10 protein-coding genes are annotated in these 14143 nt (G+C 42.2%); 4 read left to right on the forward strand and 6 right to left on the reverse strand.

What is annotated here, in order from left to right; genetic code table 11:
• From L2D08_RS12615 to L2D08_RS12630, 4 genes are all read right to left on the reverse strand, one after another.
• Positions 1–773: NAD-dependent malic enzyme (locus tag L2D08_RS12615; RefSeq protein ID WP_375337583.1), on the reverse strand; the 773-nt coding region annotated here is incomplete at its 3' end.
• Positions 774–937: 164 nt separating this feature from the next.
• Complete coding sequence (gene nhaC / locus L2D08_RS12620) at positions 938–2362, reverse strand: Na+/H+ antiporter NhaC (protein WP_242234158.1); 1425 nt, start codon at positions 2360–2362, stop codon at positions 938–940.
• Positions 2363–2405: 43 nt separating this feature from the next.
• Complete coding sequence (aspA, locus tag L2D08_RS12625; RefSeq protein ID WP_242234160.1) at positions 2406–3851, reverse strand: aspartate ammonia-lyase; 1446 nt, start codon at positions 3849–3851, stop codon at positions 2406–2408.
• A gap of 8 nt (positions 3852–3859) precedes the next feature.
• Complete coding sequence (locus L2D08_RS12630) at positions 3860–4849, reverse strand: asparaginase (protein ID WP_242234162.1); 990 nt, start codon at positions 4847–4849, stop codon at positions 3860–3862.
• 217 nt (positions 4850–5066) lie between these two features.
• Between L2D08_RS12630 and L2D08_RS12635 the strand changes: the two genes are divergently transcribed.
• From L2D08_RS12635 to L2D08_RS24475, 3 genes are all read left to right on the forward strand, one after another.
• Positions 5067–5441: a helix-turn-helix domain-containing protein gene (locus L2D08_RS12635; protein ID WP_242234164.1), complete on the forward strand. Its 375-nt coding sequence runs from the start codon at positions 5067–5069 to the stop codon at positions 5439–5441.
• Between the two features lie 453 nt (positions 5442–5894).
• Positions 5895–6065 carry a helix-turn-helix domain-containing protein gene (locus L2D08_RS12640; RefSeq protein WP_242234165.1) on the forward strand — a complete coding sequence of 57 codons (171 nt, stop codon included), beginning with the start codon at positions 5895–5897 and terminating at the stop codon, positions 6063–6065.
• Positions 6066–6273: 208 nt separating this feature from the next.
• The gene (locus L2D08_RS24475) at positions 6274–6435 is read left to right on the forward strand and encodes an anti-sigma factor (RefSeq protein ID WP_375337584.1); all 162 of its coding nucleotides are present in this window, start codon (positions 6274–6276) and stop codon (positions 6433–6435) included.
• A 345-nt stretch (positions 6436–6780) separates the two neighbouring features.
• On the opposite strand, the gene L2D08_RS12645 is transcribed toward L2D08_RS24475, so the two are convergent.
• The gene (locus L2D08_RS12645) at positions 6781–7275 is read right to left on the reverse strand and encodes a hypothetical protein (RefSeq protein ID WP_242234166.1); all 495 of its coding nucleotides are present in this window, start codon (positions 7273–7275) and stop codon (positions 6781–6783) included.
• A 152-nt stretch (positions 7276–7427) separates the two neighbouring features.
• Positions 7428–11135: an EAL domain-containing protein gene (locus L2D08_RS12650; RefSeq protein WP_242234167.1), complete on the reverse strand. Its 3708-nt coding sequence runs from the start codon at positions 11133–11135 to the stop codon at positions 7428–7430.
• A 346-nt stretch (positions 11136–11481) separates the two neighbouring features.
• Here L2D08_RS12650 and L2D08_RS12655 point away from each other — a divergent pair, with 346 nt between their 5' ends.
• On the forward strand, positions 11482–12378 hold the full coding sequence (locus tag L2D08_RS12655) for a PhzF family phenazine biosynthesis protein (RefSeq protein ID WP_242234168.1): 897 nt from the start codon (positions 11482–11484) through the stop codon (positions 12376–12378).
• The last annotated feature ends 1765 nt before the right edge of the window (positions 12379–14143 follow it).

Below are 14143 nucleotides of genomic sequence, written 5' to 3' on the forward strand. Positions count from 1 at the left end.
TTCAAGTCTACGCCGGCACTTTTGCAGGCAGAGATGACAGCTGCCAGTGTCACAACCGCTGTGCCGTGCTGGTCATCATGCATAACCGGGATATCGAGTTCCGCTTTCAGCCGCTCTTCTACTTCAAAGCAGTGCGGCGAACCGATATCTTCCAGCAGGATGCCGCTGAAGCCAGGTGCGATATGCTTCACTGTTTGGACAATTTCATCCGGGTTTTTCGTATCGAGCAGGATCGGAATCGCGTTAATATCCACTAATTGATCAAACAGCGCTGCTTTCCCTTCCATCACCGGCATGCCGGCAACCGGGCCGATATCACCCAGCCCTAAAATGGCCGTTCCGTCTGTGACAACGGCCACACTGTTGCCGATGTTTGTATAGATTTTTGCTTTTTCCGGCTCTGCCTGAATCACTTTGCATACATCCGCAACCCCTGGTGTGTATACGCGGCTCAAGTCTGCGAGTGTCTGGATTGGCACCCGGCTTTTCATCTGCACTTTGCCGCCTTCGTGGGCGCGAAGCACTTCGTCCGATACCGCCTGCACGCGGAATCCTTCCAGTTCATTGATGCTTTCGATAATTTCTTTTAATTGCTCTTCCCGCTCAATTTGTACCGTGATGTCCCGATGTGTGTAAGCCGGGCCTACCTTAATCGTTTCTACTTCCCCAATATCCCCGCCATTTAAACCGATTGCCGTGGCTACTTTTCCAAGGCTGCCTGGAACAGATGGAATTTCAATCATCAGTGTGCGAATTAATTTGTTATATGCCATGCGTATAATTACCTCCAATTATTGAGAACATTTATTTCTTTATGAGTGGTTTCAATTAAAAATTTTCAAATTGTTTTTACACGACAAAGCAGTCTGACTTTGAACAAAACAAAATCAGACTGCAGGTCATATGATACATTTTTTCCTTACTTTTTCTTCTCTATTTATGACATTGAAGAAGTTTGATCGATCGGCTGTACCTTCGCCTTTGGATCTTTTACATACCAGATGTATTTACCTGTATAACCGTAAATAATAGCGAGCAGGATGGATACAAAGCTCAGCCACATAAATGGTACATAAGCGAATGTCGACACACCTAGTATGCCGGCCATGAAAATACCGTTGTCTGACCATGGCACCATTCCAGAGGTTAGCGTTCCGCCGACTTCAGAATTTCTCGCCAGTACTCTTCGGTCAATATGCAGTTTATCGTAGCTGTCCGCCATGATTTTTGGTGTTAAAATAAGCGATACATACATGGCACATCCGAAGACATTTGCCAGGAACGCTACTATCAACGTGGAAAGTGTTACATTTCCTGCCGATGTTAGTAAGCGTTCAAAAGAGGAAACGATGACTTTCAAGATTCCTAAATGCTCAAGCAGTCCGCCAAATCCAAGACCTAAAATAATCACAGCGACAGAGCTGAGCATCCCTTCGATGCCGCCGCGGTTTAACAGCTGATCGGTAAATTCAATGCCCGTGCTGATACTAAAGCCGCTGTACGCTGTCGCTACCGCATCTATAAAAGACATACCCTGGAAAACGGCAGCCCAGACTGCCCCCAGGAGCGATCCCGCTGCAATAGTAGGCAAAGACGGCTTTTTAAAGGCAAGCATTAAAATAACGAACAAAGCCGGCGCGAGCATCCAGATATGGATATCGAACTCTTGAAGAAGCGCATTTTTTAAAAACTCGACTTTTTCAAGGTCTGTATTTTTGCCGCTATAGATAAATCCAGCCCCTGTAAAAAGAGCAGCGGTAATCAGGTACGCCGGTATATCTAGATACAGCATGGCACGCACATGGGCCATGACCTCTACTTTTGACATAGAGGCAGCGAGAATTGTACTGTCTGACAGCGGTGAAAGCTTGTCTCCAAAATACGCACCTGAAAGCACTGCACCGGCTACAAGTGGAAGCGGCATGCCAAGCCCTTCACCAATGGCCATCATCGCAATACCAGCTGTTCCTACCGTTCCCCATGATGTACCGGTCGCTAACGACGTGACTGAACAAATCAGAAGCGTTGCCAGCAAAAAGATGCTCGGGTGAATCATTTCGAGACCATAGTAGATCAGTGTAGGAACGACTCCGCCGGCAATCCACGTACCGATCAGTGCACCTACCGCGATTAAAATCAAAACAGCTTCCAGTCCGTTGGAGATCCCTTTTGTAATCGCTCCCTGCAACTCCTGGTAGCGATGTCCCAGTCTCGTGCCAAGCACCATCACTAAAAACCATGAAATAAATAAAGCTAATTGAATCGGCAGATCATATAATGCTGTAAAAGAAAAAACAATGGCTAGAAACAATCCAAGTGTTACAATGATTTCCCACATAAACGGCAGTCTAATTGTCTTCATCTTGTTCTCCTGTCCCCTTTTACCGGCTTGTATGCACTTTCACTTACTTTTGTGCGATCAATTCACTTCCGGCAATACCTGGTTTTGTCATTTCGTACGGATTTAAAATAAGATCCAGCTCCCGTTCTGTCAGCAGTCCTTTCTGGAGACAAAGCTCACGTACGGATTTTCCGCTCAGTACAGCTTCCCGTGCGATCTGAGACGTTGTTTCATAGCCCAGATGAGGGTTGATGGCGGTAATGACTCCTACACTTTGCTCGACATATTCTCTTAAGTGCTGTTCATTCGCTTCAATTCCCTCTACACAGTAGCTTGTAAAGCTTTGGAATCCATTGTTCATAATGCTGATGGATTGCAGGAGGTTGAAAACGAGCACCGGCTCCATAACATTTAGCTCAAGCTGGCCTGCTTCTGAAGCAAGACAAATGGTATGATCATTTCCGATTACTTGGAAAGCAATCTGATTAATCAGCTCGGCCATAACCGGATTGACTTTACCCGGCATGATGGATGAGCCTGGCTGACGGGCCGGCAGCATGATTTCACCCAGCCCAGCGCGCGGGCCAGAAGCCATAATCCGCAAATCGTTTGCGATTTTGGACATATTCATCATGCATACTTTTAAAGCTGCTGATACTTCTGTGTATGCATCTGTATTTTGTGTTGCATCCACCAGGTGTTCAGCACTTACAAGAGGAAGGCCGCTGATCTCCGCCAGGTGCTTGACCACATTTTCAATATAGCAAGGGTCTGCATTTAAGCCAGTGCCGACAGCAGTTGCTCCCATATTCACTTCGTAAAGATGCTGACGAGCCTGGGCAATCCGCTTAATATCACGTCCAATGACACGGCTGTACGCTTCAAATTCCTGTCCGAGACGGATTGGCACAGCATCCTGGAGGTGCGTGCGTCCCATTTTAATCACATGGTCAAACTGTTCTGCCTTACTGTGGAAGGCAGCCAGCATCCGCTCCATTGTCACAAGAAGCTTTTCCAATAAATTCAAGGTTGAGATATGAATAGCTGTTGGAAATACATCATTTGTTGACTGTGACATATTCACATGACTATTCGGGCTTAACTCGTGATAGGCTCCTTTGGGATGCCCCATAAGTTCTAAAGCCCGGTTGGCGATGACTTCGTTCGTATTCATATTCATGGACGTACCTGCGCCGCCTTGAATTGGATCGACAATAAAATAGTCATGCCATTGGCCGGCAAGAATTTCTTCGGCCGCTTCGATAATAGCAGCGCCTTTTTCTTTATGCAGGCGCCCTGCATCCATATTGGCAGCTGCGGCTGCTTTCTTAATCATCGTCAGTGCCCGAATCATTTCTTCGTGGATTTTATAGCCGGTGATCGGAAAATTCTCAACCGCCCGCAGTGTTTGAATGCCATAATATACATTGGCCGGCAGCGCTTTTTCACCGAGGAAATCCCTTTCTATACGATACGCATTTTCTTTTTCCACATTAGTTCCCGCTTTCATTCTTAATTTTAAACCATTAAATCGTTAGCAATCGGTGTTTCCATCCACTTTTTCACTTGCTTAATATCATTTGTTTTACCAAGCGTCCACATCAATTTTGGTACAAGCGCCTCAGTATTCATATTTCCTGCCCGGATCACAACACTTTGATCGATATTCCGGCCGACTTCATATACATCAATGTCTTCTCCTTCTTCAAGACACTGGGTGGTAATGACAACCGCTGTTCCTTGATGGGCCAGCTCATTGACCTTTTCTAAAATATTTCGCCCCTGGAACGGTACACCGCCGCTTCCGTACCCTTCTATAATAATTCCTTTATAAAGGCCTTTCAGCGCATCGAAAAGGCCGGGCTCAATGCCTGGATATAATTTAATAACACCTACTGCCGTACAAAGAGACGTATCCAATGTTAATGCCTGCTCTAGTGTTGGCCTAGGATTCTGGTTATATTCCACACCTTCCTGAGAAACAGAGGCCACATAAGGGAAATTAATGCTTTCAAACGAATCGTAGCTTTTGGTCCGCAGTTTGATCGCCCGTGTTCCTTGAATCACACGGCCGTCAAACACAATGTACACTCCGCCGATTTCCTCACAGGCAAAGCGAATGGCATCTCCAATATTGCGCTTCGCGTCTGTTTTTTCGAAAGCAATCGGGATTTGAGATCCTGTCAGTACGATCGGCTTGGCAGAGCCTTGGAGCATATAAGACAGCGCAGCGGATGTATACGCCATAGTATCTGTCCCATGCGTAATCACAAAGCCATCGTACTGATCATATGTTTCATTCACAGCCTCGGCGATCTGTACCCAGTTTTCCGGCTGCATATTTGTGCTGTCTATATTTAGCAGCTCTTTCGTGTGGAGCTCATACGGAATCTCCAGTCCCGGTACGTGGTTTAAAAAATCTTCTGAATTCATTCCCGGCTCTAAGCCATTTTTTCCTTCCGAAGAAGCAATGGTCCCGCCTGTCGTAAGTAATAGTAGTCGTTTCAATACAAGTCACGCCCTTCATACACTAATTCATGTTATTTAATGAGAGAAAAACCACTTTTTTGTAAGCGTATTCTTTTTAAAAATGTTCTCGTTCCGCGTACACATTTGTATTATATGGGGTAATATCGAAGAAATCAAGACTAAAAAGTTCTCAATTCGCGTACTTTTTATTTTATGAACGTGATATAATAAACGGAAAGATAAAGGAGCGGTGATGATGAATTTAAACAGGTTAATGGCCCTGCGGAAAGAAAGAAACTGGTCGCTGCAGTATGTATCCGATCAACTTGGCATGGCCAAAAGCACATATGCAGGTTATGAATCGGGCTATCGCCGGCCTTCACTCGAAGCCATTGCGGCTATGGCTGATTTGTTTCATACATCCGTGGATTATATTTTAGGCCGCGTAGATGAGCCCGGTACTTATACAGAGCCGCCTAACTCCCAGGCTGAAAAAATGATTGACTTAAATCATCTGACGAATTATACGCTGTCTGTTGATGGCCGGGTTCTTTCAGAGGAAGAAATCCGCCAGTTTGTTGCGTTTATCAAAACGAAATGGGAACTTGAGCAGCCGGCGCGCAGCAAGTGAAAAATAAGCATCATTCTCATAATTACCATAATTTTCCGACCAACGGCTGCCTATCCTCTTATACATAACACTTGATTTAGCATTTTTATTAAGCCCATCGCTTTTGTTCATTTTTCGCACCGAGTTATCTCTTTATTCAGACTTTTCCACTTCTCGCTGTTAAGCGTCCCTTCGTTAAGAGGGACGCTTATATATGGTCCGCCGCTTTCTTTTTTTAAATTAAGCCTCTGCTTTACGCAAACTGCCTTTCTGCTTTCTCCTTAAAACGGAAAATTTCATCTATGCGATTATTTATTCCCATGGTATATTTACCGCATGACAAGCCAGAAGACTCCTTTAAATTGCTCCGCAATTAGCGGGAGATGAATGACCGCTTTTTTTGTTAATTAGTTTCAGAAACATACGTTCCCTTTATGGTATACTGTATTTGTTAAATAATGGCATTTATCTGAAATGATACTGAATTTTATATTCCAAATTTTTACAATAAAAGATCAAAAAAGCACCCTTCGCTCATGGATCAGCCTCTGCCGCCAGCAGTATAATTCCGCTCTTCTTGATAAACAAAGAGCCTATCAAAAAACGAGAAAAGCCTGGCGAAATGGGATCTCGGCACTTTGTTAACCCAATCCAAAAAACGCCATATCGCCTTTTTAAGCTTTTTAAGATTTAAAAAAACGGCCGGATCCGTTTTACTGTCGACATAACCGGCTAAAACGGCATTGCCGACATTCCCCGGTTTAATACTAGGCTCAAACCAACCGGCGTTATTGACTTCCTGCTGAACAACGGCCAGTCTGACAAGGGATATTCAGCTTGCTGCTACAGAAGGATTAATGGATCTGCTAAAGCGGCTATGATCAGTGAGAATCAAGCTGATTCAGTTATTCTTCAAGCAGAACAACTGAAAAGCCTTTTGGGAACAGAAGTGTATCAGGTCTGGCTAATTGATGAAGGCGGCAATAAAGTGAGGGCCGGTACGTTCCCCCCCTAATGAAAATGGAAACGGCGCTGTTTCCCATGCTATGACTGAAGCAAAAAATGGCGACTGGAAAATGATCGCCATCACCCTTGAACCGACATCAGACAGCGCGTAGCCGCTTGGAAATATTGTCTTAGCAGCTGAGCTTTAACGAGCAAAAAACAACTACAAATAAAAAAACACTTCCTGACTTTGATAATAAGAGTCAGGAAGTGTTTTTCGTATCGGGCATCTCTCCATCTTGAGGGGGAAACTCCCCTATCTTCCTTTTGGACCAGCCAGCCCTAAAAAGCCCGGCTGTTTCAAACAGTCCGGGCATATAAAAGGAGCGATTTTGCCTCTCTTGCTAGAATCCGTTTACAAAAATCCTTTTTTGACCAATACACTGCGAACGATTTCATTCATCAGTTCACTTTGGTCTTTCTCCTCGACCGTGTTGATGAATTCGATGATATCTGCATCCCAATAAAAGCCCTTATACGTTTTGGAGTCTCTTTCCAGCTGCTCACGAAACAAAATACGGTCAATGGCGTCAAGCTGATAATATTCTTCTTTGTCTGTCTCCGCGGCTTCCGCTTTGATCTGGGCATCAGCCCTGGCCATCAATGCTTTGATTGCTGTTTGATTATCCAACATCGGTTTTGCTTTTCGCGTTTCTATAAACTCATAAATTGACCGCTCTGCCACTTGAGGGAGATTATCGTGGTGCCAGCCCCGGGTTCCCTTTTTGCAGTAGCAACCGGCATTTTTAAGGGCTTGTCTTGCCGCAGTTTTGCCAATTGTTAAATATTGCTTTGCGATTTCCTCGAGCGGCACCTTTTTAGTCATCGCAAGTATATCTCCAATCTTCATGATTCCATCTCTCCTGCCCTTTTAATCATCAGGGTTTTTGTACTCCTTCCATTCTATAAACAAACCTGACATAAGATTAAACCGGCCACTGCCGTGCCCGGCCTTAAGCATTATGTTCTCCACCCTTGTTTATCTGATACCCTTACTCTTTTTTAACTTGAAGCTCGATCAAAAAGCGGAAGCCTTACTTCTACAGTGGTACCTTCATTTTCTTTGCTTTTAAAGACAATCGTGCCTTTGTGCTGTCGGATAATCCGGAAGCACAGCATTAAACCTAATCCGGTTCCTTTTTCTTTATTGCTGTAAAAAGGCTCTCCTAATTTTTGAATGCGTTCTTCTTTAATTCCCATTCCGTTATCTGTGATGGTGATCAATACATTTGGCCCTTCTATAGAGGATTGAATATGGACAATCCCGCCGTCCGGCATTGCTTCAATGCTGTTTTTAAGTAAGTTAATAAATACTTGCTTGATCTGGTTGGGATCACACATAAATGAAGGAATAAACTGCTTTGTTTCATGCAGAATCTGTACATTTTGCAAATGGGCCTCAGATCGCAGCAGCGTCTCAACGTCTTCCAGCACCTTGTTAATATTGATCTTTCTTAATTGGATTTCCTGCGGCTTCGCAAGTGTAAGAAATTCTTTAATAATACACTCCACCCGGTCAAACTCCGCCATAATCACTTCGAAAAATTCTTCTTTAATCATGCCCTGCTGCAGCAGTTGAACGAACCCTTTAATCGACGTAAGGGGGTTTCTTATTTCATGGGCAACACCAGCAGCAAGCTCGCCTACTACGGTTAATTTTTCTGACTTTAACAGCAGTTCTTCTGCTTTTCTTTTTTCGGTGATATCTCTTCCTACCATAACGACGTGTTCAACTGCTCCATTTTCTCCTAAAACGGGCGTGCCGACACATTCTATTAACAGCCAGCGCCCATCAGCGTGTAAAAAACGAAATTCTACTTGTGAAGAATGGTTCGTTTCAATAATCTGCTTTACCTCCTCCTGAAAAAACTCAACGTCTTCAGGATGCATTTTTGCGATGGTTTTGTCTCCGCCTAGTTCTTCCTGAGGATAACCTAGAACCGTTGCATGCGAAGGAGAAGTGTATACAACGTGACCACTGCTGTCTAACAGACAAATCAGATCGGTCATGTTATCGGCGATCAGCCGGTATTTTTCTTCGCTTTCCTGCAGTGCCTCTTCAACTTGTTTTCGGTCAGTGATATCGACCGCTGAACCAATGACCTCGACGACTTTTCCGCCTTTCTTGACGGGGCATAAAACACTGAGGTAATCAATCCCATTGATCGTGCTTTCATACGTAACAACCTCTTCTTCCTCCCAGGCCCGTCGGTATGATTTTTCTTTGTCAGCCGCAGCCTTAGGAGGCATAAAATCATACAATACCTTTCCAACTACTTGAGAAGGCGTCAACCCCATCCGGTACAGCAGTTCTCCATCACATAATGTATGAATAAACTGGTCATGAATTTTTTTAAATTTAAAAGTCATTCCTTGCTGAAGACGAATGGTCTCCTGCATTTCCTGCTTTGCCCTGTCTAATAACTCCCGGACCCACATACGTTCATTTACATCATCAGGAAGCCCGTGCTTTTTCATCAACTGCTGGACTTTTGAAAAGGTATTTTCTATTTCATCAGCTGGCAGAGGCGGGCTGAAGAAATACCCCTGGCCCTCATCGCATAAATGCTGCTGTAAGAACAGCAGCTGTTCCTCTGTCTCAATTCCCTCGGCGATTACATTTAATTTTAAATTATGGGCCATTAAAATAATATTTTTTACGATAGCTTCTTCATCAGGGTTATGCCGAAGTTCCCTAATAAACGACTGGTCAATCTTTAACGTATCAACCGGAAACTGCTTTAAATAATGAAGTGAGCTGAATTCTGTCCCAAAGTCATCCATGCTGATCTGCACGCCTAAATTTTTAAGCTGCTTTAATGCTGACAGAATGCGGTCAGTGTCTTCTGCGATACTTCCGATAATTTCAAGCTCCAAGTAACGGGGATCAAGCTCTGTTTTCTGCAGAACGTCTGCCACAGTAGCAACGATATCCGGCTGTCTCAGCTGTCTCACGGATAAATTAACAGCTATCACTGTTAAATAGCCTTTTTGGTGCCACTGTTTATTTTGTTTGCATGCATGGTATAAAGCCCATTTTCCAATGGGAATAATTAATCCGGTTTCCTCAGCGAAAGGAATGAAGGAAGCGGGCGGCAGCAATCCCCAATCCGGATGATTCCAGCGAAGAAGCCCTTCAAACCCTACAATATTCCCCGTTTTCAAGTTGACCTTTGGCTGATAGTGCAGGGACAATTCATCACGTTCAATCGCTTTATAAAGATCTATCTCCATTTTTAATGGATTTAATTTAAAGCCGCCGCCCTTTGAAAAGTAAAACTTGTAGGTATTTTTCCCTGCTTTCTTTGCTTGGCACATCGCCGAATCAGCATGCTTAATTAAGTCTTCAGCCGTTTCTCCATCTTCTTTAAATAAGCTGATGCCGATGCTGGCAGATGTAAGAATACGGTGGTTTTTAATGGTAAAGGGGGCTGAAAGAGCATCCAAAATACGCTTTGCCACATTGGAAGCAACCGCCCGGTCCGCATCTCGCAGCACAATAAGAAATTCATCACCGCTTTGGCGGAATATCATATCATTATCGTAAATGGAGGATTTTAAGCGGATGGTGACTTCTTTTAGGAGAAGATCTCCTGCTGTATGGTCCAGTGTGTCATTAACTACCTTGAACCGATCAAGATTTAAAAGAAGAACCGCAAAGCTTTTGTTTAGTGAAGACGCTCTCAAAATTTCATCAGAAAGACGTGCATGCAGTCCGCTTCGGTTCGGCAAACCTGTTAAATAATCATAAAAATCTTCATATTTAATAGACTTTTCGGCTTCTATTACTTGGCCTTTTCCCCTGCTTTGCACCAGTTCAATGGAGTGATGGACAGGTGAAGGGATTTTCTCAGAAAAGAATAGGCCGGACTCTTCCAGCAGCCCCTTTTCTGTAGATTGCATGTGGATGCCCATTTGAGCGCAAGTATCATGCCGCCCATTCTCTTCCGGTTCCTCTTTTCCGACTAACATTACCGTTAATTTTCCATCAAATAAAGCAGGGACTGTACCTAGCTCAACGTACATCAGTTTTCCGTTATGCATTCTCACTTCCATGTTGCGAACGGAGGGCTCCTTCCCCCTTATAACTTTATCCAGCTGATTTTTCAAAGCGCCTGCTCCTTGCGGCATAAAGAGGTCTTCAAGTGATTTTCCTATCAGCTCTTTTTCACAAGAAACTTCCATCGCTTTTAAAGCTGAGTTATTTACATATACAACGGTTTCTGCCTGGCATAAAAAAATTGAACTGGAAGACAGCTCAATAAATTGACGATACTGCTCTTCCCATTCGGCCAGCTGATGGACTGCCGTTTTTTGCTTTGTAATATCGAGAACAATACCTGTATATAACACTACTTTTCCATGCTCATCTTTTAAGCTATTTGCTTCTTCCTGCACCCATCTTACTGTCCCATCAGATTGGGTAATTCTGTATTCAATCGTAGACGGACTGCCTAATAACAACTGTTCTCTGTGACATTCAACGATATGGCGGTCTTCTGAAAACACGAATTCCTGGCACAGCGAAGGCCTGTTTTCTAACTCTTTTTGCGGGTATCCATAAATACGGGCAGCCTCACTGGAAACCCAAAAAGAAGCATCCTCTACGCCCCTATACCAAATGGATAATCTTAACTCTTCGAACATCGATTGAAGAAAGGCATGATTCTTATGCATTCCTGCTAGATTGGTAATAAAGTTAGTCTCCATTTCTCTTCTCCAATTTATTATTGAATACGCTCCCTGTTATTAAAAAATTATCTACTTTCTGTCATTATAATCTGATAAGGAAGCGGAAACAATATAAGGTTTTTGTTTTATTTTGTACGGGTTTTATGAAGTCTTCACGGCGAAAAATCACATAAAAAGCCATATTTTGAAAGGTTTTGTAAAAATGGAGCAATATTAACGAATATTGAGGCTTGCCGGCAACCTTTTCTTAAGCCTTCCTGGTCAATGAAGCATTTTTAATAGCGTAAAAAATTCATGGTACAGTAACATAATGATGGAATATATATGATAATCTTTAAAAATACATATCATACTGGAGGGACCAATGAAAACGATTCCTTATTCTATCGTCGATGTTTTTTCTCAAGGCAAATATACAGGAAATCAATTGGCTGTTTTTAAAGAAGCAGAACGTGTTTCCACTGATGAAATGCAGAAAATTGCCAAAGAAATCAATTTTTCAGAAACAACGTTTATTTTATCAAATACAGAAACGACGGATGGCTACAGCGTTAGAATTTTCACTCCAAACGAAGAAATTCCTTTTGCCGGACATCCAACGCTCGGCACAGCTTTTGTGATTAACAAAGAAATGGTCAAAGAACCGGCAGATTCTATTGTCTTGCAATACAAAAGCGGTCAAATACCCGTTACATTTGATCATGAAAAAGAGATTGTATGGATGAAACAAAATAAACCTTCTTTCGGAAAAATAATCGATGCTGATCAAATAGCAGATATTTTAAATATAGACCCAGTATACATTAATGTCAGATTTCCTGTTCAAGAGGTATCTACCGGCCTGCCGGTTATTATTGTGCCTGTCACCTCCTTGCATGCCATAAAAAACATACACGTGAATCAAGAAAAATACTATCAGCTGATTGAACAAACCGAAGCAAAAGCTATTTTGGCATTTTCCCCGGAAACATACAACGCAGAAAATCATTTAAACGTTCGTGACTTTGCCCCTTATTACGGTATCCCAGAGGATGCTGCTACAGGAAGTGCAAACGGATGTTTAGCAGCCTACTTAGTTCAATACCGTTATTTTGACAATGAGAAAATTGATATCCGCGTAGAGCAGGGATATGAAATAAAAAGGCCTTCTTTACTATTTTTAAAAGCAAGAAGACATCGTACCACTATAGACATTCAAGTAGGCGGCCAGGTAGCCCATATCGCAAAAGGGGAATGGTTTTTAAATCAAAGTGAAAAATGACGGCTTATGAATAAACGTTCTTCTGTCCTGTACTGCTTTTAATAGGGGAATACTAAGAAAAAGAGTGGCTATCGTTTATCTTGAAGACGAAAAAGCAAGATTTTAAGGCCTTATCAACGGATAACGAATTTTGTTTTTTTATTTGGCAGCGGGCTTTTCGGCTTCACACCTTTCATTCGTCCCCCAATACTTTTCTGCCGGCAAATGGGGATAGCGTTTAATAATATGCTGATCTGTCAGTCCTTGTTTCATAAGAGCCTCGATTTGTCCTTTATTTGGTCTTATCAGCAACTACGGGCTCACTGTTTTGTTTTTAGCTTTATTAAAACGTTCGGTATCCTTTTCTTCTGCTTTTTTAAGGTAGCCAGGACATTTGAACGTGAGATGCTCTGCCCAATAAGCGTCCATTTTTTCTTTCGGCCATGTCTGACATTGCGATAAGTCATGTTGTTACTTCCGTGTTTTTTGTATAAGTATTTCTCAAACGGTTTATACTGGTATTATTCCTTTCAACTTCATACTGCTAAGAATCGCCTTCATGTCTACAGTCAGGTCCTGCCTGGCTGTTTTTTATATTGCACATAAGCATAAATATTATGGTGTAATACTTACACCTCTGTTTTTCAGTTTAACTTCCTATACACGTGACCAATATTTTATCTTTGTTGGACCCTTAATTAAGCAACAGGATTGAATCTATGTTATTGTAATAAGCGTACTTTACTGGTTTTTTTTTACTTTTATCAGTCACTTTCCTTTAATTAAGAAAGGAGGCAGCATAAAATATCTTTCGATCATATTAAAGAAACCTTGGAGACAATATGTTTTTTTAAGGATATTGATATTACTCATACATTCAGCAGGAATGAAGAACCTTTATTGCACGTTCAATTTGCAGAAGAAACCCAGAAAATCCAAGTAACCTGGTCCCAGACTAACAAGACAGAATTTTATAATGATGTAGATAAAGCCGCTGAAGTCATCCAAGGATTTATAGGCTAGCCACCACTATCCCTCACCCGATAACACTTTAAATCCTTCGTCCGTTCTGTTCATTCTTTAATCAGAAGATGATTTTCAAAAGGTATAAGTCAATGGTGAAAGAGCAAAATAATGTAAATCAGGCCCATTAGGAGAAGGAAGCTAAACAGCTCCTTCTCCTTTATTTATTCGACAACATACTGACCGTGGTCTAATCTTAAATGCTGTTGAGATGAGTCCGTTTATTGTTACTATTCAATACAATAAACATAAACTGGCTGTTGGAACCATTTAAAAAGTTCTCCTCCAGGTGCCTTTTTAACTATAAAGTATTTCACGATGTGTGAATTACTCTTTTTTAATTTAAGAATACAAACAAATCCCACATGTAGTAAGCCTGGAACGCAGAAATTGACCTATTGTTGCCTTTTATTAATAAAAATTCTTTTAGCACTTTAAGTTTTATTTTTAATGAGCCCGCCGTTCCATAAAAATTTTGTTCCCCTGCTTCGTTTCAAGAAGGCGGAACGGTGTAGCATTGTGAACTCCATTTCAACCATTCCGAAAAATTCATCTAACGTCCACTCACCAATAAGTCCGGCTTTCTCATGTTTGCAATACAACTCAATTTACTTTTTAGCCAGGTTTATTGCAACTGTTTGAACGATATAGCCACCACTACCAAAACGTTTATATACGCCGCCGATCACCACCGGCTGTCTTGCTACTATTGTTGAATCTTCCTTTTTTAAGATAAGTCCGGATGATCAAGACTTATGGGTTT

The organism is Domibacillus sp. PGB-M46 (assembly GCF_022668875.1).
Taxonomy (GTDB): domain Bacteria; phylum Bacillota; class Bacilli; order Bacillales; family Domibacillaceae; genus Domibacillus.